Source organism: Goodfellowiella coeruleoviolacea (assembly GCF_024171785.1).
GTDB lineage: Bacteria > Actinomycetota > Actinomycetes > Mycobacteriales > Pseudonocardiaceae > Goodfellowiella > Goodfellowiella coeruleoviolacea.
Genome location: NZ_JAMTCK010000011.1, coordinates 228338 through 253472, shown reverse-complemented (window position 1 = coordinate 253472; position 25135 = coordinate 228338). Strand labels below are relative to the sequence as shown.

Below are 25135 nucleotides of genomic sequence, written 5' to 3'. Positions count from 1 at the left end.
ACAGCGTGGCGCTGACCGCCACCGACCCCACCGGGCTGCCGGTGCTCGGCGTCGACGAACTCACCCTCCGGCCCCTGCGGTCGGTCCGGGCGGCCGCGCCGCTGTGGCGCAAGGAGTGGGTGCCCGCCACCGGACACCCACCCGGCCCTGACGACGAGGTCGTCCGGCTGCCCGCGGACGGACACCCGGTCGAGGCCGCGCACCACGCGGCGGCCGTCGCACTGCGGTGCCTCCAGCGGGCGGCCGGGCGACTGGTGCTGGTCACCGGCGGAGAGCTGGCGACGGCGGCCGCCGCTGGGCTCGTGCGCGCCGCGCAGGCCGAGCACCCCGGCCGGTTCGTGCTGGTCGACACCGACGGCGACCCGCTGCTGGTCGACGGCGAGGACGAGGTCCGCGTCCGCGGCGGCGTGGCGCACGTGCCGAGGCTGAGCCGCTTCGCCGCGGTGCCCGCCCCGGTGGCCTTCGACCCCGACGGGATCGTTCTGGTCGCCGGCGGCGGACTCGGCGCGCTGGTCGCACGGCACCTCGTCGAGCACCACGGCGTCCGGCACCTGCTGCTGCTCACCCGCGGCGGCGCCGCCGTGCCCGGTCTGGACGTGCGCGCCTGCGACGTGGCCGACCGGGACGCGCTCGCCGCCGTGCTGGCCACGCTCGACCGGCCGGTGAGCGCGGTCGTCCACGCGGCTGGCGTGCTCGACGACGGCGTGGTCGCCGCGCTGACCCCGGACCGGCTGGCCGCCGTGCTGCGCCCCAAGGTCGACGGCGCGTGGCACCTGCACGAGCTGCTCGGCGACGTCGACGCGTTCGTGGTGTTCTCCTCGGCCGCGTCCGTGCTCGGCGCGGCCGGGCAGGGCAACTACGCGGCGGCCAACGCCTTCCTCGACGCGCTCGCCGAACACCGCAGGGCCGAGGGCAAGTCCGCGCTGTCCGTCCAATGGGGACTGTGGGCGGGCGAGACCGGGATGACGCGGCACCTGACCGAGGCCGACCACCGCCGGCTGGCCCGCTCCGGGGTGCTCCCGCTGCCGGTCGCGGACGCGCTGGCGGCCTTCGACCGGGCACTGGCCGCCGCCGAGCCGGTCCTGGCGGCCGTGCCCTTCGACGTCGCCGCACTGCGGCAGCGGCCGGACCTGCCCGGCGTGCTGCGGGGCCTGGCGCCGAGGGCGGAGCCCGCCCCCAAGCCGGGCCGGGGCCGGCTGCCCGGCGCCACCGAGCGGGAACTCGTCGAACTCGTGTGCGCGCACGTGACACTCGTGCTGGGCCACGACGACGGGGCGGTGCTCGACGCCGACCGGCCCTTCCGCGACCTCGGGTTCGACTCACTGGCCGGGATCGAACTGCGCAACCGGCTCGGCGCCGCCACCGGGCTGAGCCTGCCGGCGACCGCCGTGTTCGACCACCCCACGCCCCGGGCGCTGGCCCGGTTCCTGCTGGCGTCCCTGGCTCCCGCACCCGAGAAGTCCACTGTGGACGTGGCAGTGCCTGTGGCCGACGACCCGGTCGTCATCATCGGCATGGCCTGCCGCTATCCCGGCGGCGTCCACACCCCCGAGGACCTGTGGCGGCTGCTCTGCGCGGAAGGGGACGCGATCGGGGCGTTCCCGGACGATCGCGGCTGGGACACCAGCCCCGCCGGGTACGCGGCCGCGGGCGGGTTCCTGGACGACGCGGCCGGGTTCGACGCGGAGTTCTTCGGGATCTCGCCCCGCGAGGCGACGAGCATGGACCCGCAGCAGCGGATCCTGCTGGAGGTCGGCTGGGAGGCGGTGGAGCGCGCCGGCATCCCGCCGCTGTCCCTGCGGGGCAGCCGGACCGGTGTGTTCGCCGGCGTGATGTACCACGACTACGGCGTCGGCGCGGGCACGACGAGTCCCGGCAGCATCGTGTCCGGGCGGATCGCCTACGTCCTCGGCCTGCAGGGCCCGGCGCTGACGATCGACACGGCGTGCTCCTCCTCGCTGGTCGCGCTGCACTCCGCCGCGGCGGCGCTGCGCGCGGGGGAGTGCACACTCGCGCTGGCCGGCGGCGTGACCGTGCTGGCGACCCCGGCGCCGTTCGAGGAGTTCGCCCGCCAGGACGGGCTCTCGCGCGATGGCCGGTGCCGGTCGTTCGGGGCCGGCGCCGACGGCGTCGGCTGGGCCGAAGGCGCCGGGGTGCTCGTGCTGGAGCGGCTCTCCGACGCGCGGCGCAACGGCCACGACGTGCTGGCGCTCGTGCGGGGCAGCGCCGTCAACTCCGACGGCGCGTCCAACGGCCTCACCGCGCCGCACGGCCCCGCCCAGCAGCGGGTCATCCGCCAGGCGCTCGCCAGCGCCGGACTGTCCACCTCGGAGGTGGACGTGGTCGAGGCACACGGCACCGGAACGGCCCTGGGTGACCCGATCGAGGCGCAGGCGCTGCTCGCCACCTACGGCCAGGACCGGCAGCGGCCGCTGCTGCTCGGCTCGGTCAAGTCCAACCTCGGGCACACGCAGGCCGCCGCCGGAGTGGCCGGGGTGATCAAGGCGGTGCTGGCGATGCGGCACGGCCACGTTCCGGCGACGCTGCACGCCGACGAGCCGTCCCCGCACGTGGACTGGTCGGCGGGCGCCGTGGAGCTGGCCACCCGGGCGCGGCCGTGGCCCGACGCCGGCCGTCCCCGCAGGGCCGGGGTGTCCTCGTTCGGGATCAGCGGGACGAACGCCCACGTGGTCCTCGAAGGCGTCCCGGAGCCCGAGCGGGCGGCCCGGCCCGAGCCGGGGCCGCCGGTGCCCTGGGTGCTCTCGGCCAGCAACCCCACCGCGCTCGCGGCACTGGCCGAGCGGCTGCCGGCCGACGAGTCCCCGGTGGACGTCGGCCACTCCCTGGTGACGACGCGGTCGGAGTTCGCCCACCGCGCGGTGCGGCTGCCGGACGGCACGGTGCTCGCCGAAGGCCGGGTCGTCGACGGCGCCACGGCGCTGCTGTTCAGCGGCCAGGGCACGCAGCGGGCGGGCATGGGGGCCGAGCTGCTGGGGCTGGACCTGGCGGACGCCGACCTCGATCGGACGGAGTTCGCGCAGCCCGCGCTGTTCGAGTTCCAGGTGGCGCTGGCCCGGCGGCTGGCCGAGCACGGCGTGCGGCCGGACTTCGTCGCCGGGCACTCCGTCGGCGAGTTCGCCGCCGCCCACATCGCGGGCGTGTTCTCGCTGGCGGATGCCCGGAGGCTGATCGCGGCGCGGGGCGCGCTGATGCAGCGCCTCGCGGGTGGCGCGATGGTCGCCCTCGACGTCGCCGAGGACGAGGTCGAACTCGACCCCGGCGTGTCGATCGCCGCGGTGAACGGACCGCGTTCGGTGGTGGTCTCCGGCGCCGCCGACGCCGTCGCACGGGTGGCGGCGCGCCACGGCGGCGGGACCCGGCTGCGGGTCTCCCACGCGTTCCACTCGGCACTGGTGGACCCGGTGCTGGACGAGTTCCGCGCCGTCGCCAGCGAGGTCACCTACGCGGAGCCGGAGATCCCGTTCGTCTCGACGGTCACCGGCGGACTGGTCTCGGCCGAGCTGTGCACCCCGGAGTACTGGGTGCGGCAGGTGCGCGAGACCGTCCGGTTCGCCGCCGCGGTCACCGAACTCGCGGCGCGGGGCGTGGCGACCTTCCTGGAGGTCGGCCCTGACGCCACGCTGTCCGCGCTGGGCCGCCAGTGCGTGACGGGGCCGGCCTTCATCCCGGCCCTGCGCCGGGAGGGGGAGGAGCCGGCCCAGTTCCTGACCGCGCTCGCGCGGGCCTACGTCCGGGGCGTGCCGGTCGACTGGACGCCGTACTACCCCGGTGCCCGGCGGGTGCCGCTGCCCACGTACCCGTTCCACCACGAGCGGTTCTGGCTGACGGCGCCACCGGCCGACCTGCTCGGCCCGCCGGTGGCCCTACCCGCCAGCGGCGCGGTCGTGTTCACCGGGCGGCTCTCGCACCGGGCGCAGCCGTGGCTGGCCGACCACGCCGTGCGCGGCACCGTGCTGCTGCCCGGGACCGGGTTCGTCGAGCTGGCCCGCCGCGCCGCCGAGCAGATCGGCTGTGCGGGGCTGGGGGAACTCGTCCTCGAAGCGCCGCTGGTCCTCGGGCCGGACACCGAGGTCGAACTCCGCGTCGAGCTGGGGCCGCCGGACGAGGACGGCGGCCGAGCCGTGTCCGTGCACTCCCGCGCCGACGGCGACTGGGTCCGGCACGGCCGAGGCCACGTCGGTGCCGGCGGCGGTGAGCCCGTCGCGCTGCGCGCGTGGCCGCCCGAGGGCGCCGAGCGGCGCGACCTGACCGGCGCCTACGACCGGCTCGCCCTCCGCGGCTACGACTACGGCCCGGCGTTTCGGGGACTGCGCGCGATGTGGACACGAGGGGACGAGGTGTTCGCCGAGGTCGCGGTGCCCGAAGGGCTCGACGTCGCCGGGTTCGGCCTGCACCCGGCCCTGCTCGACGCCTGCCTGCACGCCCGCCTGCTCACCGACGGCGACGACCGCACGCTGCTGCCCTTCGCCTGGTCCGGGGTGCGGCTGCACCGCGCCGGGGCCCGCTCGGTGCGGCTGCGGATCACCTCGGACGGCCAGACCATGCGGCTGGACCTGGCCGACGCGGACGGTGAGCCCGTGGCGACGGTGGAGTCCCTGGCCGGGCGTCCGGTCAGCGAGGACCAGCTCGCCGGACCCACCCGCCGTGACTGGCTGTGGCGGGTGGTGTGGGACGAGGTCGACGTGCGGCCGCTGCCCGCGCCCGACGTCGAGGTCTGGACCGCCCCGGACGGGCCGGACGCCGGCGAGGTCGTGGCGGCCGCGCTCACCGCCGTCCAGGACGCGCTCGCCGCGGACCGGCGGCTGCTCGTGCGCACCGACGGCGACCTCCACGGCGCGGTCGCCAACCCGGCGCACGCCGCCGTCTGGGGTCTGGTCCGGGCGGCGCAGGCCGAACACCCGGGGCGCTTCTTCCTCGTGGACGGTGACCCGGTGATCACCGGAGAACCCGAACTCTCGGCGCGCCACGGCGTGTTCCGCCGCCCCCGGCTGTCCACCGCGCACGCGGCGGAGAACACCTGGTGGGCGGGCGGGGGCACCGTGCTGATCACCGGCGGCACCACGGGGCTCGGCGCGCTGGTGGCCAGGCACCTCGTCGCCGGGGGAGCGGCGGACGTGCTGCTGCTCAGCCGCCGAGGCGAGGACGCGCCCGGGGCGCGGGACCTGCGGGACGAACTCGGCGTGCGGATCGTGGCCTGCGACGTCACCGACCGGGCGGCCCTGGCCGCGGTGCTCGCGGCCGAGCCGGACCTGTCCGCGGTCGTGCACGCGGCCGGTGTCGCCGACAACGCGGTGACCGCCGCGCTCACCCCGGCGCAGCTGGCGCGGGTGTTCGGGGCCAAGGCCGACGGCGCTCGGCACCTGCACGAACTGACCCTCGACCGCGACCTGACCGCGTTCGTGCTGTTCTCCTCCGCCGCCGGGCTGACCCTCGGCGCTGGCCAGGGCGCGTACGCGGCGGCCAACGCCTACCTCGACGGGCTGGCCAGCCTGCGCCGCGCGGCCGGGCTGCCCGCGTCGGCACTGGCGTGGGGGCTGTGGGCGGACACCCCGGCGCCGGCCGCGCACCGGCAGCGCCTGCACCGCCTCGGCATGCCCCCGTTGCCCACGGCCGACGCGCTCGCGCTGCTGGACGCGGCCGTCGGCCTGGGCAACGCGGTGCCGCTGCGACTGGATCTCGCCGCGCTGCGCGCCCGGGCCGACGACGTGCCGCCGGTGCTGCGCCCGCTGGTCGGCGCCGGCCGCGAGCCCAGGGCGGCCGAGCCGGCCGCAGTGGCCGAATGCGATCTGCTCGGCCTGGTCCGGTCGCACGTCGCCGCCGTGCTCGGGCACGCCAGCGCGGCGGCGATCGACCCCGGCCGGCCACTGCGCGACCTCGGCTTCGACTCGCTGGCCGCGGTCGAACTGCGCAACCTCCTGGGCGGCGAGACCGGGCTGAGCCTGCCCGCGACGCTGGTCTTCGACCACCCGACGGCCGCGGCCGTGGCCGAGTACCTGCGGACGCGGCTGGCCCCGGCGGCGGGACCCGCTCCCGCCGAGGAGCAGCCCGCGGCCGAGCCGGGCGAACCGATCGCGATCATCGGCATGGCCTGCCACCTGCCCGGCGGCGTGCGCTCCCCGGAGGAACTCTGGGAACTCGTGGTGCACGGGCGGGAGGCGATCACCGGCTTGCCCACCGACCGGGGCTGGGACCTGCGCGGGGTCACCGTCGAGGGCGGGGGCTTCCTGACCGGGGCCGCCGACTTCGACGCCGGGTTCTTCGGCATCAGCCCGGCGGAGGCGGTCCGCACCGATCCCCAGCAGCGGCTGCTGCTGGAGGTGGCCTGGGAGGCGCTGGAACGCGCCGGGATCGACCCGCACTCGCTGAAGGGCAGCCGGACCGGCGTGTTCACCGGCGTCATGTACCACGACTACCCGGGGGCCACGACCGCGGGCAGCGCCGTCCCCGGCCGGATCGCCTACCAGCTCGGCCTGCAGGGGCCGACGATGACCGTGGACACCGCCTGCTCGTCCTCGCTGGTGGCCCTGCACCTGGCCAGCCAGTCGCTGCGGCTCGGCGAGTCCCGGCTGGCACTGGCCGGCGGCGTCACCGTGCTGTCCACTCCGGACAGCCTGGTGCGGTTCGGCGAGCTGGGCGTGCTCTCGCCGGACGGCCGCTGCCGGTCCTACGCCGCGGGCGCGGCCGGGGCGGGCTGGGCGGAGGGCGCTGGCCTGCTCGTGCTGGAACGGCTCTCCGACGCCCAGCGCAACGGGCACCCGGTGCTGGCCGTGGTCCGGGGCAGCGCGGTCAACTCCGACGGCGCGTCCAACGGCATGACCGCGCCCAACGGCCCGGCCCAGCAGCGGGTCATCCGACAGGCGCTCGCCGCGGCCGGGCTCGACGCGTCCGAGGTGGACGCGGTGGAGGGCCACGGCACCGGAACCGAGCTGGGTGACCCGATCGAGGTCCAGGCGCTGCAGGCGGTGTACGGGCAGGAGCGGCCGGTGTGGCTCGGGTCGGTCAAGTCCAACCTCGGCCACACCCAGGCGGCGGCCGGGGTGGCCGGGGTGATCAAGATGGTCCTCGCGCTGCGGCACGGCACCCTGCCGCCGAGCGTGCACGCGGACACGCCCTCGGCGCACGTCGACTGGGCGGCGGGCGGGGTCCGGCTGCTCGCGCACGCCCGGCCGTGGCCCGCCGGACGCCGGCGCCGGGCCGCTGTCTCCTCGTTCGGCATGAGCGGCATCAACGCGCACGCGATCATCGAGCAGGCCCCCGCCGCCGCGCGACCCGCCGCGGGCGTGGCGCCGTCGGTCGTGCCGTGGGTCTTCTCCGCGCACAGCGCGGCGGCGCTGCGGGCACAGGCGGCGCGGCTGGTGTCCACTGTGGACAGTCCGGCCGACGTCGGCTTCTCGCTGGCGACGACCCGGGCGAGGCTGCCCCACCGGGCCGTCGTGCTCGGCGCCGACCGGGATGAGCTGCTCGCGCGGCTGCGCGAGTTCGACGTGATCGAGGGGGACACGCTCGACGGCGGCAGGACGGCGTTCCTGTTCAGCGGCCAGGGCTCGCAGCGCGCCGGCATGGGCCGCGGCCTGTACGCGGCGTACCCGGTGTTCGCGCGGGCCTTCGACGCGGTGTGCGCCCACTTCGCGGCACCGGTGCGGGAGATCACCTTCGCCGCAGACAGCACCCGGCTCGACGCGACCGAGCACACGCAGCCCGCGCTGTTCGCCCTGGAGGTCGCCCTCTTCCGGCTCCTGGAGTCGTGGGGCCTGCGGCCGGACGTGCTCATCGGGCACTCCATCGGCGAACTGGCGGCGGCGCACGTGGCCGGCATCCTCTCGCTGGCGGACGCCTGCCTGCTGGTCCAGCGGCGCGGCCAGCTGATGGCGGCCCTGCCGGGCGGCTCGATGATCGCGGTGCGGGCCGCCGCTGCCGACGTGGCGCCCGGGGTGGACCTGGCGGCGGTCAACGGCCCGTCGTCGGTCGTGCTCTCCGGCGAGGACGCGACGATCCGCGCGGTGGGCGAGCGGTTGTCGGCGCGCGGCCACCAGGTCACCGCGCTGCGCGTCTCGCACGCGTTCCACTCCGCCGCGATGGACCCGATGCTGGCGGAGTTCCGGGAGGTCACCGAGTCGCTCACCTACGCGGAGCCGCGCATCCCCGTGGTCTCGGGCCTCACCGGTCGCATCGCCACCGGCGCGGAACTGCGCTCGCCCGAGTACTGGGTGCGGCACGTCCGCGAGACCGTGCGCTTCGGCGACGGGCTGGACACCCTGCGCGGCCACGGAGTGACCCGCTACCTCGAACTCGGACCCGACGGCGCGCTCGCCGCGATGGTGACCGGCCAGACCGTGGTGTCCGCGCTGCGCCGCGACCGCGATGAGGTGCGCAGCCTGCTCGCCGCCGTGGCCGCCCTGCACGTGCGCGGCGCGGCGGTGGACTGGGCGGAGCTGTTCGCGGGCAGCGGCGCCCGGCGGGTGCCGCTGCCGACCTACGCCTTCCAACGCGAGCGGTACTGGGCCGGCCCGGCCACACCCGACATCGGCCGGTGGCGCTACCGCGTGGACTGGCGCCCGGCCGAGGTGGTGGACACGACACCGCCGGGAACGTGGACCGTCCTGGTCCCGCCGGGCGCACCGGATGATCCGTGGCCCGCCGCGCTCGGCAGGGCGCTCGGTGCCAGCGTCCGAGTCGCCGGCAGCCCCGTCGAGACGGCGGGCGTGCTGTCCTTCCTGGATCTTCAGGGCACCCTCGACCTGGTCACCTCCGGTGCGGGGGAGCGGATCTGGTCGCTCACCCGCAACGCGGCCACCTCCCCGGAGGCCGCCGCGGTCTGGGGCCTTGGCCGGGTCGCCGCCCTGGAGCAGCCGCACCGGTGGGGCGGGTTGATCGACCTGCCCGAGGTCCCCGACGAGCAGGCGGTCCGGCGGGTGCTCGGCACGCTCGCCGCCGGCGAGGACCAGGTGCGGATCGCCCCGACCGGCGTGCTGGCCGCCCGGCTGACGCCCGCGCCCGCCACCCCGGCCCGCCAGTGGCGCCCCCACGGGACGGTCCTGGTCACGGGCGGCACCGGGGCACTGGGCACCGAGGTCGCGCGCTGGCTGCTGCGCACCGGCGCAGACCACGTCGTGCTCGCGAGCCGCCGCGGCGTCGCCACCGCCGACCTGGACCAGGACGTCACGCTCGAAGCCTGCGATGTGGGCGAGCGCGAGGCCGTCGCCCGGCTGCTCGACCCGCGGCGCCCGCTCACCGCGATCTTCCACGCGGCGGGCGTGCTCGACGACGGCGTGCTCGACACGCTCACCCCGCCGCGGCTGGAACCGGTGCTGCGGGCCAAGTCCGTCGCCGCCTGGCACCTGCACGAGCTGTCCGCCGCGCACCCGCTGACGGCGTTCGTGCTGTTCTCGTCGGTGGCCGGAACCCTCGGTGGCGCGGGGCAGGCGGCCTACGCGGCGGCCAACGCCGGCCTGGACGCGCTCGCGCGGCTGCGCCGCGCCCACGGGCTGCCGGCGACCTCGATCGCGTGGGGGCCCTGGGCGGGTGGGGGCATGGCCGCGAGAACGACCGCGGCCACGTCGTGGCCGGGGGTGCGCGCCATGCCACCAGAGCTGGCCATCGCCGCGTTGCAGCAGACCCTGGACGCCGATGACATCGACATCACCGTCGCCGACGTCCACTGGGAGAGCTTCGCCGCCGCCTTCACCGCGGTCCGCCGCAGCCCGCTGCTCGCCGCACTCTGGCAGCCGCCCCGCCCGACCGCGCGCCCCGCCGCCGGAGATTCACTGGAAGCGCTGGTGCGCGAGCAGATCAGCGCGGTGCTGGGACACCGCGACCCGGCCGCGCTCGACCCCCGCGCGGACCTCGGCGACCTCGGATTCGACTCGCTCACCGCGGTGGACCTGCGCAACCGGCTCGCCGAGGCCACCGGGCTGCGGCTGCCCCCGACCCTGGTGTTCGACCACCCGAACCTCGCCGAACTCCTCGCGCACCTGGCGGAGCTGCGCGGCGAGGGGCAGGCCCCGGCCGAGCGGACCGTGCTCGCCGACCTCGACCGGCTCGAAGCGGCCGTCGCCGCGCTCGACGGCCAGCGGCTGCGGCGGTTCCAACTGGGCGCGCGGTTGCAGGCGCTGGTCGCCAAGGTGCACCAGGCGCTGGACGGCGACCCCGGTGAGGACCTCGCCGAGGCCACCGCCGAGGACCTCTTCGAGTACCTGGACAAGGAGGTCGGCTGATGGCTGACGAGCAGCGCCTGCTGGAGTACCTCAAGCGCGCCACCGCCGAGGTCAAGCAGCTGCGCCGGCGGCTGCGGGTGGTCGAGTCCGGTGTGCTCGAACCGATCGCCGTGATCGGGATGGCCTGCCGCTACCCCGGCGGTGTCACCTCCCCCGAACAGCTGTGGCGGCTCGTCGCCGAGGGCCGCGACGTCGTCGGCGACGCGCCGCCGGAGCGCGGCTGGGACCTGCGCGTCAAGGGCGGTTTCCTGGACCACGCCGCCGAGTTCGACGCCGCCTTCTTCGGGATCTCCCCCCACGAGGCGCTCGCGACCGACCCGCAGCAGCGGCTGCTGCACGAGGTGTCCTGGGAGGCGCTGGAACGAGCCGGGCTGCCCGCCCGAACGCTGCGCGGCACCCCCGTCGGCGTGTTCGTCGGCTCGAACGGCCAGAGCTACTGGGACCTGGTCCGGGACAACCCCGAGCTGTCCGGCAGCGCGAACGCCTCGGCCGCCATCCTGTCCGGCCGGCTGTCCTACACCTTCGGCTGGGAGGGCCCGACGCTGACGGTGGACACCGCGTGCTCCTCGGCGCTGGTCGCGATCCACCTGGCCGCCCAGTCGCTGCGGTCCGGCGAGACCTCGCTCGCACTCGCCGGTGGGGTCACCGTCATGTCCACGCCCGGAGTGTTCGTCGAGTTCACCCGCCAGGGCGCGCTGTCCGCAGACGGCCGGTGCCGGTCGTTCGCCGAGGGCGCCGACGGCACCGGCTGGGCCGAGGGGATCGGTGTGCTGGTCCTGGAACGGCTCTCCGACGCCCGCCGCAACGGGCACCGCGTGCTGGGCGTGGTGCGCGGTTCCTCGGTCAACTCCGACGGCGCGTCCAACGGCTTCGCCGCGCCCAACGGCTCCGCGCAGCAGCGGGTCATCCGCGAGGCGCTGGCCAGTGCGCGGCTGAGCGCCGCCGACGTCGACCTGGTGGACGGGCACGGCACCGGGACGGTGCTCGGCGATCCGATCGAGGTGCGGGCGCTGCTGGCCACCTACGGGCAGCGCACCGCCGGGGCGCCGCTGTGGCTGGGCTCGCTGAAGTCGAACATCGGGCACAGCCAGGCCGCCGCCGGGGTCGGCGGCGTGATCAAGGTGCTCATGGCGATGCGGCACGGGATCATGCCGCGCAGCCTGCACGCGGAGCAGCCGACGTCCAAAGTGGACTGGGACGCGGGCGCGGTGCGGCTGCTCGCCAGGGCCCGCCCGTGGCCGCGCGCGGACAGGCCCCGCCGGGCCGGGGTGTCGGCGTTCGGCGTCAGCGGCACCAACTCCCACGTGATCCTTGAGGAGCCGGACCAGGAACCGCAGCCCGCGCCGAGCACCGTTGTCTCGCCCTGGCTGGTCTCGGCGAAGGACCCGGCCGCGTTGCGGGACCGGGCCAGGCAGCTGCACGGGCACGTGAACACGCCGGACGTGGCCAGAGCGCTGGCGACCACCCGGGACACCTTCGACCACCGGGCCGCGCTGCTCACGCCCGACGAGCCGACCCTGCGGGCGCTGGCCGAGGGCACGCCGGCGCCCGGCCTGCTGCGCGGGCGCGCCCGCCCGGGCAAGCTCGCGTTCGTCTTCTCCGGGCAGGGCGCCCAGCGTGCCGGAATGGGGCTGGGACTCGCCGCGCGCTACCCGGTGTTCGCCGCCGCCTTCGAGGAGATCGTCGACCGCTGCGGCGTGCGGGCCGCGCTGTCCGACGAGGACCTGCTCAACCAGACCGGCAACGCCCAGCCCGCGCTGTTCGCGGTCGAGGTCGCGCTGTACCGGCTGTTCGAGTCGTGGGGCGTGCGGCCGGACCTGGTGTGCGGGCACTCGATCGGCGAGGTCGCCGCCGCGCACGTCGCCGGGGTGCTCTCCCTCGACGACGCGTGCACCCTGGTGACCGCCCGCGCCCGGCTGATGCAGGCCCTGCCCGCCGGCGGCGCGATGGTGGCGATCCCCGCGGCCGAGTCGGCCGTGCGAGCCCTGCTGCCCGGCGGGGTGTCGATCGCGGCGGTCAACGGCCCCGCCGCCGTCGTCGTCTCCGGCGACACCGACGCCGTGCTGGAACTGGCCGGGCACTTCGAGCGGACCAAGCGGCTCCCGGTCTCCCACGCGTTCCACTCGGCGCGGATGGAGCCGATGCTGGCGGAGTTCCGCGCCGTCGTCGACGGGCTGACGCTGCGCGAACCCCGGGTGCCGGTGGTGCCGACCGCCGCCGGCGGCGGCGCGGTGTCCACCGCCGACTACTGGGTGGGCCAGGTGCGGGACACCGTCCGGTTCGCCGAGGCCGTGCGCACCCTGGTGCACGCCGGGGTCACCTCGGTGCTGGAGGTCGGTCCCGGCGGCCTGACGCCGATGGTCGAGGACTGCGCTCGCGGCACCACCGCCGTTCCCGCCCTGCGGCGCGGGCGGGACGAGGAGACCGCCGTGGTCACCGCGCTGGCGCGGCTGCACGTCACCGGGACCGAGGTCGACTGGGCGGCCTACTTCGGCGGGACCGGCCCCGGCCCGGACCTGCCCACCTACCCGTTCCGGCCCCAGCACTTCTGGCCGAGGACCGCGGACCTGCTCGGTGCGCCCGTGCCGCTGGCGGAGTCCGAGGACGTGGTGTTCACCGGGGTCCTGTCCACACGCCGCCAGCCCTGGCTCGCCGACCACGTCGTCGGCGGCCGGGTGCTCGTTCCGGGCGCCGCGCTGCTGGAGATGGCCGTGCACGCCGCGGACCGGCTCGGGTGCGCCCGCGTGCGAGAACTGCTGCTGCGGGCGCCGCTGGAACTCACGCCGGACGTCCCGGTCACCGTGCAGCTGCGGGTGCGGGGCGCGGACGGCACCGGGACCCGCGCGCTGTCGCTGCACGCCGACCACGACGGCGCCTGGACCCTGCACGCGACCGGCGCGCTGGACGACGGGGCCGCCGCCGGGTGGACTCCGACCTGGCCGCCCGGGGGCGCCGAGCAGGTCGACATCACCGGCGTCCACGACCGGTTCGCCGAGTCCGGGCTGGTCTTCGGCCCGGCCTTCCAGGGCCTGACGGCACTGTGGACCGGCCACGACGAGGTCTTCGCCGAGGTCGAGCTGCCCCAGCGGGAACGCGTCGACGCCGACCGCTTCGGTCTGCCGCCCGCGCTGCTCGACGCGGTGCTGCACGCCGTGCCGCACACCGGTGTCGGCGACGGCGCGCCGGTGCTGCCGTTCCTGTGGAGCGAGGTCACCGTGCACGCCCGCGGCGCCGTCGCCGTCCGGGCCCGGCTGCGGCGGGTGTCGGCGGAGGCGGTGTCGATCGAGCTGGCCGACATCGCCGGAACCCCGGTCGCCTCCATCGGCTCGCTCACCCTGCGGCCCCCCGAGACGCCCGTCCCCCGGGACACCTACGTGCTCGACTGGCCGGAGGTCCCCGTGGGTGCGCCAACGGGGCAGGACGTGCTCGTCACGGTCCCCGGCGGCACGGCGCGGGACCGGGTCGCCTGGGCGCTGGAGCGCCTGCGGGGCTGGCTCGCCGAGCAGCGGCCCGGCCGGCTGGTCCTCCTCACGCGCGGCGCGGTGTGCGCGCGACCCGGTGGCCCGGCCGCCGATCCCGCCGCGGCCGCGGTGTGGGGGCTGGTGCGGTCGGCCCAGACCGAGCACCCGGGCCGGTTCGTCCTGGTCGACACCGACGACCCCGGCGGCGTCGCCGAGCGGCTCGGCACGGACGAACCGCAGCTGGTGATCCGCGAGGGCCGGGTGCACGCCGCCCGGCTGGCGCGGCCCGACACCGAGGGCACGCTGGTCCCGCCCGCCCCGCACTGGCGGCTGGCCCACTCCGGCGGCGGCACCATCGACGACCTGCACCTGGCCGAGCACCCCGGCGCCGGCGCCCCGCTGACCCAGGGCCAGGTCCGGGTGGCCGTCCGCGCCGTCGGCCTCAACTTCCGCGACGTCGTCACCGTGCTCGGCATGTACCCCGGCGCGCAGCCGGGGCCGGTGTGCGGCGAGGCGTCCGGCGTCGTGCTCGACACCGGCCCCGGCGTCACCGGGCTGCGTCCCGGCGACCGCGTGACCGGCCTGTTCCTCGACGGGGTCGGCCCGTCGGCGATCACCGACCAGCGGCTGGTCACGGTGTTCCCGGACGAGTGGTCCTTCGCGCGGGCGGCCGCCGTGCCACTGGTGTTCCTCACCGCCTACTACAGCTTCGTGGACCTCGCCCAGCTGCGCGCGGGCGAGTCCGTGCTGATCCACGCGGGCACCGGCGGGGTCGGCATGGCCGCCATCCAGCTCGCGCGGCACCTCGGCGCCGAGATCCACGCGACGGCGAGCCCCGCCAAGCACCGGGTCCTGCGCGAGCTGGGTGTGCCCGCCGAGCGGATCGCCTCCTCCCGCAGCCTCGACTTCGAGGAGCACGTGCGGCGCGCCACCGGCGGCCGCGGCGTCGACGTGGTCCTCAACGCGCTGGCCGCCGAGTTCGCCGACGCGTCGCTGCGGCTGCTCGGCCCCGGCGGCCGGTTCGTCGAGATGGGCAAGACCGACATCCGCGACGAGCATGACCTGCCGGGCATCCGCTACCGCGCGTTCGACCTGCTCGACGCCGGACCGGACCGGATCGGCGCGATGCTCGCCGAGCTGATGGCCCTGTTCCGGGCCGGTGCGCTGACGCCGCTGCCGATCACGGCCTGGGACGTGCGCGAAGCCCGCGAGGCGTTCCGGTTCATGAGCCACGCCCGCCACACCGGCAAGCTCGTGCTGACCCTGCCGCGCGAGCCGGCGCCCGGCGGCACGGTCCTGATCACCGGCGGCACCGGCGCGCTCGGCCGCGCCCTGGCCCGCCACCTGCTGGCGCGGGGGCTGCGGGTGGTGCTGCTCAGCCGCACCGGGACCGCCGGCGAACTCGGCGACGCGGTGACCGTGGTCAACGCCGACGTCGCCGACCGCGACGCGCTGCGGCGGGTGCTCGCGGCCATCCCGGCCGAGCACCCGCTCACGATGGTGGTGCACGCGGCCGGCGTGCTCGACGACGGCGTGCTCGCCGCGCAGACGCCGCAGCGGCTTTCGGCCGTGCTGCGGCCCAAGGTCGACGGCGCCGCACACCTGCACGAGCTGGCCGGCGACGTCGACGCGTTCGTCGTGTTCTCCTCGGCCTCGGGCACCGTCGGCGGCCCGGGGCAGGGCGGGTACGCGGCGGCCAACGCCGCCCTCGACGCGCTGGTCACCCGGCGCCGGCTCGCCGGCCTGACCGGGACCGCGCTGGCCTGGGGGCCCTTCGCCGCCGACGCGGGCATGACCAGCGGGCTCGCCGAGGCCGACCGGCGCCGGCTCGCCCGCTCCGGCTTCCCACCGCTGTCCGTGCCGGCGGGGCTGGCGCTGTTCGACCGCCTGGTCGGCGGGCCCGCCGCGGTGGCCTACCCGGTCCTGCTGGACCGCGCCGCGATCCGGGCCGGCGGCGAGATCCCGCACCTGCTGCGGGGACTGGTCGAGCACGCCGCGCCGAAACCCGCCCCCGCCGCCCGGTCCGGTGCCTCCGGTGCGGCCACGCTGGAGTTGGTGCGGGCGCAGGCCGCACTCGTGCTGGGGCACGCCTCGGTCGCCGCGATCGGGCCCGACCGGCCGTTCCAGGAACTCGGCTTCGACTCCCTGTCCGCCGTCGAGCTGCGCAACCGCCTGGAGCGGCTGACCGGGGTCGCGCTGCCGGCGACGGTCATCTTCGACCACCCGACCCCGGCCGCGCTCGCGGCGCACCTCGGCGCGGAGCCGGTGCGGCCCGAACCGGTCGCACCGGGCCCGTCGTCCACCGCGGACGACCCGGTGGTCATCGTCGGCATGGCCTGCCGCTACCCGGGCGGCGTGCGCGACCCGGAGGACCTGTGGCGGCTGCTCATCGAGGGCCGCGACGCGGTGACCGGCTTCCCCACCGACCGCGGCTGGGACCTCGCCGCGGTGCACGACGCGAGCCGGAGCCGGCCCGGCACGACCTACACCGACCGGGGTGGCTTCCTCGACGACGCCGCGGAGTTCGACGCGGAGTTCTTCGGCATCTCGCCTCGGGAGGCGCTGGCGACCGACCCGCAGCACCGGCTGCTGCTGGAGACCTCGTGGGCCGCGCTGGAAAGCGCGGGCATCGACCCGGCGTCGCTGCGCGGCAGCGCGACCGGGGTGTTCGCCGGACTGATCCTCAACGACTACGCGGCGCTGGAGTTCCCCGAGTCCGTTCCGGGCAACTTCGGCACCGGCGTCGCCGGCAGCGTCGCCTCCGGGCGGCTGGCCTACCTGCTCGGCCTGGAAGGACCCGCGGTCACCGTCGACACGGCCTGCTCGTCGTCGCTGGTCGCGATGCACCTCGCGGCGCAGTCGCTGCGCACCGGCGAGTGCGACCTGGCCGTCGCCGGCGGCGCGACCGTGCTGTGCACACCGGTCAGCTTCGTCGAGTTCTCCCGGCAGGGCGTGCTCTCCCCGGACGGCCGCAGCCGCTCGTTCGCGGCGGGCGCCAACGGTGCGGGCTGGGCCGAGGGCGCCGGGGTCGTCGTGCTGGAACGGCTCTCCGCCGCCCGCCGCCTCGGCCACGAGGTCCTGGCCGTGCTGCGCGGCTCGGCGGTCAACTCCGACGGTGCGTCCAACGGCCTGACCGCGCCCAACGGCCTCGCCCAGCAACGGGTCATCCGCTCCGCGCTCGCGGCCGCCGGCCTGAGCCCGTCCGATGTGGACGTCGTGGAGGCGCACGGCACCGGGACCGTCCTCGGTGACCCGATCGAGGCCGGGGCGGTGCTGGCCACCTACGGCCAAGACCGGGACCGGCCGGTGTGGCTCGGGTCGGTCAAGTCCAACCTCGGCCACACCCAGGCCGCCGCCGGAGTGGCCGGCGTGATCAAGATGGTGCTGGCCATGCGGCACGGCGTGCTGCCGAGGACCCTGCACGTGGACGCCCCGTCCCCGCACGTCGACTGGTCCGCCGGCGCCGTCTCGCTGCTCACCGAGGCCCAGCCGTGGCCACAGCCGCGCCGGGCCGCGGTGTCCTCGTTCGGGATCAGCGGCACCAACGCCCACCTGGTGCTGGAACAGGACCCGAACCCGCCCGCGCCGCCCCCCGCGTCCGCGCGGGCCCTGCCGCTGCTGCTGTCCGCCAGGACCGGGGCGGCGCTGCGGGAGCAGGCAGCCCGGCTGGCGGCGGCGCTGGACGGTGACCTCGCCGATGTGGCGGGCACGCTCGCGCTGTCGAGGACGGCCTTCGAACACCGGGCGGTCGTCGTGCCGGAGGACCCCGCGGGCGCGCGCGCCGCACTCGACGCGCTCGCTGCCGGGGAGACCACGCGCGACGTCGTCGTGGGCACCGCCGCCGACGGGCCCGGCGCCGTGTTCGTGTTCCCCGGCCAGGGCGCGCAGTGGACGGGAATGGCCCGGGAACTGCTGGACGCCTCACCGGTGTTCGCCGCACGCATGGCCGAGTGCGCCGCGGCGCTGTCCGCCCACGTCGACTGGTCGCCGACCGAGGTCCTCGGCGACGAGGCGGCACTGTCCGACGTGGCCGTGGTGCAGCCCGCGCTGTGGGCCGTGCTGGTCTCGCTGGCCGAGCTGTGGCGGGAGTGGGGCGTGCGGCCGGCCGCGGTGGTCGGGCACTCGCAGGGGGAGATCGCCGCGGCCTGCGTCGCGGGCGCGCTGACCCTCGCCGACGGCGCGCTGATCGTGACCGCGCGCAGCCGCGCGATCGCCAGGACCCTCGCCGGCCGAGGCGGCATGGTCGCGGTCGCCGCAGCCGAGGACCGCACCAGGGCGCTGATCTCCCGGTGCTCGGGCCGCGTCGCGCTGGCCGCGGTGAACGGCCCGGCCGCGACCGTCGTGTCCGGCGGCACCACGGCGCTGGCGGAGTTCACCGCGGTCTGCGCGGCCGGCGGTGTCCGCACCCGGCGGGTGGAGGTGGACTACGCGTCGCACTCCGGACAGGTCGATCTCCTCCGCGAGGAGCTGCTGGCCGCGCTGGCCGGGCTCACCCCGAGGCGCGGCGAGATCCCGTTCCACTCCTCGGTGACCGGCGAGCCGCTCGACACGACGGGTCTGGACGCCGCCTACTGGGTGCGCAACCTGCGGGAGACGGTGCGGTTCGAGACGGTCACCCGGCGGTTGGTCGACGCGGGCCTGACCACCTTCGTCGAGGTCAGCCCGCACCCCGTGCTCACCGGTGCGCTGGTCGACACCGATCCCCGCGTCCGCGTGGTCGACACGCTGCGCCGCGACGACGGCGGGCCGCGGCGCTTCTGGCTGTCCCTGGGGCAGGCCCACGCGCACGGCCTGCCGGTCGTGTGGGCGCCGCTGTTCGAGGGCACCCGCCGGGTGCCGCTGCCGACCTACCCGTTCCAGCGGCGGCGCTTCTGGCCCGAGGCCGGTTCCGCCAGGACGGCACACCCGGTGCTGAGCGCGGTGACCGATCTCCCGGAGACCGATCTCCCGGAGACCGATCTCCCGGCGACCGGCGACCGCCTGCACACCACCGGGCAGGACGGTGCGGCGGTCGCTGCCCTGGACGTCGGCGGCCTCCGCGAGACCCGGGCGCCGCTGCACCGCGTGGACTGGGTGGACGTTCCCGCCGCGGGCGGACCGGTCCGCGCCGAGGTGTTCGACGCCCGCACCGACGCGGGCCCGGACGAGGTGCGTCCCGCCGTGGCCGCCGTGCTCGCCGTGCTGCGCGACTGGCTCGACGGCGAGGGGCTGCTCGTCGTGGTCACCGGCGACGACCTGGTCTCGGCGGCGGTCCGCGGTCTGGTGCGCTCGGCGCGCACCGAACACCCCGACCGGTTCGTGCAGGTCGATCTCGACCGGGCCGACCTCGACGCCGCGACCCTCGCCACGGTCGTGCACTGCGGGGAACCCGAGCTGCGGGTGCGCGGCGGCCAGGTCCAGGCGCCCAGACTGGCCGAACTCGACACCACCGGGCCGGGCTGGCGCCCGGACGGCACGGTGCTGATCACCGGCGGGACCGGCGGGCTCGGCCGGGAACTGGCCCGCCACCTGGTCGCCCGTGGCGCCCGCAAACTGGTCCTGGCCAGCCGCAGCGGCCCCGAGGCCGAGGGGATCGCGGAGTTCGCCGAGGAACTCGGCGTGGACGTGTCCGTCCGGGCGGCCGACGTGGGCGTGCGCGAGGACGTGCGGCGGCTGCTGGCCGGGATCGACGACCTGACCGCGGTGATCCACGCCGCCGGGCACACCGCCGACGGAGTGCTGTCGGCGCTGACCCCGCGGCGCCTGGACGAGGTGCTGCGGCCGAAGGCGGACGGCGCCTGGCACCTGCACGAGCTGACCCGGGACCTGCCGCTGTCGGCGTTCGTGCTGTTCTCGTCCTTCTCCGGGCTGCTCGGCTCGGGCGGCCAGGCCAACTACGCCGCCGCGAACGCCTTCCTCGACGGCCTGGCCCGGCACCGCCGGCGGCTCGGGCTGCCGGCCACGTCGCTGGCCTGGGGCCTGTGGTCGACCGACATCGGCATGGCCGCCAGGCTCGGGGCCACGGCGATCAACCGGATGGCGGCGGGCGGGGTCGGCGCGCTGGGCGTCGCCGAGGGGCTCGCGCTGTTCGACGCCGCACTCACCACGGACGAACCGGTCGTCGTGCCGGTGCGGCTGGACCGCGGCGCCATCCGAGCGGCCGGCCCGGTCCCCGCACTGCTGCGCGGGCTGGTGCCGCCGGCGCCAGCGCGGACCCGGGGACCCGACCCGGCCGACGTGCCCGGCCTCGTCCGCCGGACGGCCGCCGCGGTGCTCGGCCACGCCCCCGGGGAGCAGATCCGCGCCGACCGCGCGTTCCGCGAACTCGGCTTCGACTCGCTGACCGCCGTCGACCTGCGCAACCGGCTCGCCGCGCGCACCGGGCTCGACCTGCCGGCCACGGTCGTCTTCGACTACCCGACGGCCGACGCGCTCGCCGAGCACCTCGTGCACCGCCTCACCGGTGCCCGGGCCGTCGCACCGGCACCCGCCCCCAGGCCCTCGGTGGACGACCCGGTCGTCATCGTGGGCATGGCCTGCCGGTTCCCCGGCGGGGTGCGCACCCCGGACGAGTTCTGGAGCCTGCTGGACAGCGGTGCCTGCGCCATCGGCGAGTTTCCCACCGACCGCGGCTGGGACCTCGACGCGCTGCACGACCCCACCCGCACCCGGCCGGGCACCACCTACTCGCTGGCCGGCGGGTTCCTCGATGACGCCGCCGACTTCGACCCCGGGTTCTTCGGGATCTCGCCCCGGGAAGCGCTGGCCACCGACCCGCAGCAGCGGCTGGTGCTGGAGACCTCCTGGGAGGCGCTGGAACTGGCCGGCATCGACGCGACGACCCTGCGCGGCAGCGCGACCGGGGTCTTCGTCGGCGCGACCCCGGAGGGTTACGTCGTGGACGCGCTGAGCCCGGCGATCGACCCGGTGCGCGGACACCTGATGACCGGCAACACGATGAGCGTGATGTCCGGCCGCGTCGCCTACCAGCTCGGGCTGGAAGGACCCGCGATCACCGTCGACACCGCGTGCTCCTCGGGGCTGGTCGCGATGCACTCCGCGATCCAGGCCCTGCGGTCCGGTGACTGCTCGCTGGCGCTGGCCGGCGCGGTGACCGTGATGTCCCAGCCCCACGTGTACGTCGAGTTCGCCACGCAGGGCGCGTCCGCCCCCGACGGCCGGTGCCGGCCCTTCGCCGAGGGGGCCGAGGGAACCGTGCTGTCCGAGGGCGCGGCCATGCTCGTGCTGGAACGGCTCTCCGACGCCCGGCGCCACGGGCACCCGGTGCTGGCGCTGGTCCGGGGCAGCGCGCTCAACTCCGACGGCGCGTCCAACGGCATCTCCGCCCCGAACGGCCCGGCCCAGGAACGGGTCATCCGGCAGGCGCTGGCCTCGGCCGGACTGGCCCCCGCCGAGGTCGACGCCGTCGAGTCCCACGGCACCGGCACCGCGCTCGGCGACCCGATCGAGGCGCAGGCGCTGCTCAACACCTACGGTCAGGACCGCGAGCGTCCGCTGCTGCTCGGCGCGCTCAAGGCGAACATCGGCCACACCCAGGCGGTGTCGGGGGTGGCCGGCGTGATCAAGATGGTGCTGGCGATGCGGCACGGGCGAATGCCGGGCATGCCGGAGTTCACCGGGCCGACGTCCCAGGTGGACTGGAGCACCGGGCGCGTCCACGTGGTGAGCGAGCCCACGCCGTGGCCCCAGACCGGGGCGCCCCGCCGGTCGGCCGTCTCCTCGTTCGGGATCAGCGGCACCAACGCGCACGTCGTGCTGGAGGCCGGGCCACCAGCGCCCACCGCGGGCGGTGGCGGCGGCGGGCTCGTGCCGTGGGTGCTGTCCGCGCGGACGCCGGCGGCGCTGCGGGCCCAGGCCGGCAAACTCGCGGCTGCCCTCGACGACCAGGACGTCGCCGCGATCGGTGCGGCGCTCGCCACCACCCGGGCCCGGTTCGAGCACCGCGCGGTGCTGCTGGGCCGCGACCTCGACGAGTTCCGCGCCGGGCTCGCCGCGATCGGCGACACCGAGCCCTCGGGCCCACCCGAGCCGCTGACCGTGCAGTTCACCGGCCAGGGCGCCCAGCGGCCCGGCATGGGCCGTGAACTCTACGAGCGGTTCCCGGTGTTCGCCGACACCTTCGACGAGGTCCTCGCCCGCCTCGGCGAGCCAGGACTGCGGGACGTGGTCTTCGGCGAGTCCGGCGGGCTGGACCGGACCGGGTGCGCCCAGCCCGCGCTGTTCGCGCTGCACGTCGCGCTGTACCGGCTGGTCGAGTCGTGGGGGCTGCGGCCAGCCCACCTGATCGGGCACTCCATCGGCGAGGTCGCCGCGGCCCACGTCGCCGGGGTGCTGGACCTCGCCGACGCGGCCACCCTGGTGGCCGCCCGCGCCCGCCTCATGCAGGCGCTGCCCCCTGGCGGGGCGATGGTCTCGCTGCGGGCCGCCGAAGCCGACGTGCTGCCGCTGCTCACCGAGCGGGTGTCGATCGCCGCGGTGAACGGGCCGCGCTCGGTCGTCATCTCCGGGGACGCCGACGCCGTCGCCGGCGTCGCGGCCCACTTCCCGGGCGTGGCGAAGCGGCTGACGGTCAGCCACGCCTTCCACTCCCCGCTCATGGACCCGATGCTGGCGGACTTCCACGCGGCGATCGCCGGGCTGAGCTTCCGCGAACCGGAGATCCCGATCCTGACCGGGGGCGACGTCACCGACCCCCGGTACTGGGTGGATCAGGTGCGCGCCCCGGTGCGCTACGCCGACGCGCTCGGCCGCCTCGCCGCCCTGGGCGGGCGGACGCTGCTCGAACTCGGCCCGGACGGCGTGCTGACCGCGCTCACCGAGGAGGTGCTCCCCGACGCGCGTGCGCTGCCCGCGCTGCGCGGGGACCGGCCCGAGACCGAGACCCTGCTCAAGGCGATCGGGCGACTGCACGTCCAGGGCTTCGACGTGGACTGGGCACCGCTGTTCGCCGGCGCCCGGCCCGCGCCGCTGCCGACCTACGCCTTCCAGCGCCAGCGGTTCTGGCTCGGCCCGACCAACTCCGTGGCCGACCCGGCGGCACTGGGCATGACCGGCGCCGACCACCCGCTGCTCGGCGCCGTGGTGGAGCTGCCGGAGTCCACCGTCGCGACCGGGCTGCTCCCGGCCCAGGGCCAGCCGTGGCTCGCCGAGCACGAGCACCTGCCGGGCAGCGCCCTGCTCGACCTGGCCGCCTTCGCCGGGCGGGTCGCGGACCAGCCGAGAGTCGCCGCCCTGACGGTCACCGCGCCCCTGCCGGTCGCCGACACCGGCCTGCGGGTGTCGGTCCAGGCGCAGGGCGCCGTGACCGTGCACGCCCGCGACGCGGACGGCGGCTGGGTGCTGCACGCGACCGGCGCCCTCGAACCGGCCCGCGGGAAACCCGACCTCGCGCCCGCCTGGCCCCCACCGGGCGCCGAGCCGGTGGCCGAGGAGGTCCTCGACGGCTGGGAAGCCCAGCACGGCCCGCAGCTGCGCCGCCTGGTCGCCGCGTGGCGGCGGGGGGACGTGCTGTTCGCGGAGGCCGCCCTCACCGAGCAGGACCCGCCGACCGGCTACGGCCCGCACCCGGCGCTGCTTGAGCCCGTGCTCCTGGCGGCCACCGGCCGGGTCCCGGTCGCCTGGACGGGCGTCGAGATCTTCCGGACCGGGGCGAGCGCACTGCGGGTCACGGTCACCCCGCTCGACACCGGCGAGGTCCGGGTCGAGGCCACCGACGCCGACGGCGTGCCGGTGCTGGTCGCGGACTCCGTGGCGCTGGGCGAGCCGGTGGGCGAGAACCCGCTGTTCTCCCTGGACTGGGTCCCGGTCGCCGCACAACCACCCGGCGACCAGGTCGTGCTGCCGGCGATGGCCGAGGACAACTCGCCGCGCGCCGTGCACGAGCTGACCCGGCGGGTCCTCGCGCAGCTGCGGCAGCGGCTCGCCGAACCGGACACCCGCCTGGTGGTCGTCACCCACCGGGCCGCGCCGGACGCCGCCGTGCGCGACCTCGCCGGCGCCGCGGTGTGGGGGCTGGTGCGCTCCGCGCAGTCCGAGCACCCGGGCCGCGTCACGCTCGTCGACCTGGACACGCCCGACCTGGCGGCGATCCGGGTCTGCGGCGCGGAGCCGCAGCTGGCCGTCCGCGGCCAGACGCTGCTGGCGCCCCGGCTGCGGCGCACGAGCACGACCACGTCCGGGTCCGCACCCCAGCTCGGTGAACGGGTGCTCATCACCGGCGGCACCGGCGGTCTCGGGCTGCTGGTGGCCCGGCACCTCGTGCTGGCCCACGGCGTCCGCCACGTCGTGCTGGCCAGCCGAGGCGGCGGCGACCCGGACGCCGTCCAGCGCCTGCGCCAGGACCTGCCGGCAGCGGAGCTGACCGTGGTGCGCTGCGATGCCGCCGACCGGGACGCGCTCGCCACGCTCCTGGCGGGCCACCCGCCCTCGGCGGTCGTCCACGCCGCGGGCGTGGTCGACGACGGTGTGCTGGACACGCTCACCCCCGAGCGGCTGTCGGCGGTCCTGCGGCCCAAGGTCGACGCGGCCTGGCACCTGCACGAGCTGACCCGGGATTTGCCGCTGTCCGCGTTCGTGCTGTTCTCCTCCTTCGCCGGGCTGGTCGGCGCGGCCGGCCAGGCCAGCTACGCCGCCGCCAACACCTACCTCGACGCGCTGGCGGTGCTGCGCCGCGCCGAGGGCCTGCCCGCGACGTCGGTGGCCTGGGGCGCGTGGGACACCAGCGCCGGCATGACCGGCCAGCTCAGCGACACCCAGCTGCGGCGGATGGCGGAGTCGGGCGTGCTGCCGCTGTCGGCGGAGCGGGGACTGGCCGCCTTTGACGCGGCACTGGCCACCGGCGACGCCGTGCCGGTCGCCGTCCGCCTCGACCTCGCGGCACTGCGCAGGCTCGGCGCGCGGGCCCCGGCGCTCCTCGGCGCGCTGCTGCCCCCGCGCACCGGCCGGCCGGTCACGCTGGCCCAGCGGTTGGACGGCGTCCCCGAGGCGGAACGGCTGCCGCTGGTGACCGCTCTGGTCCGGGAGCAGGTGGCCGCGGTGCTGCGGCACGGCGACGCCGCGGACGTTCCCCTCGACCGGCCGTTCTCCGGGCTGGGCCTGGACTCGCTCACCGCCGTCGAGCTGCGCAACGGGCTGCGCGCGCTCAGCGGCGTGACGCTGTCCACGGTCGCCGCCTTCGACCACCCGACGGTGACAGAACTGGCGGCCCACCTCTACCAGCGGTGGGTCACCGAGACCACGGTGGACGGCCCCGCCGGCGAGGCGGCGGTCCCCGCGGACAAGGCCCTGCGCGACCTGGCCGAGCTGGAGCGGTCCTTCGCGGCCGCCGGCGAGCGGACGCGCGAACAGCTCGTCGCCCGGTTGCGGGCGCTGCTGCCCGACACGCCGCGGCCCGTGGGCGACGACGAGCTGTTCGCCCTCATCGACGACCTCGACAGGTGA

At 76.7% G+C, this 25135-nt stretch carries 2 protein-coding genes (1 of these 2 only partly in view); both read left to right on the top strand.

Going from position 1 to position 25135, the window contains the following annotated elements:
- Nucleotides 1-10235, top strand: partial view of a type I polyketide synthase gene (locus LX83_RS38010; protein ID WP_301328757.1) — the 3' portion only. 3253 nt of this gene lie to the left of the window's left edge; 10235 of the gene's 13488 nt are visible here — the last part of the coding sequence; the start codon falls outside the window, past its left edge; its stop codon occupies nt 10233-10235.
- A complete protein-coding gene (locus LX83_RS23850; protein ID WP_253775105.1) occupies nt 10235-25135 on the top strand; it encodes a type I polyketide synthase in 14901 nt (4966 codons plus the stop codon). The genes LX83_RS38010 and LX83_RS23850 overlap by 1 nt, the downstream gene beginning before the upstream one ends.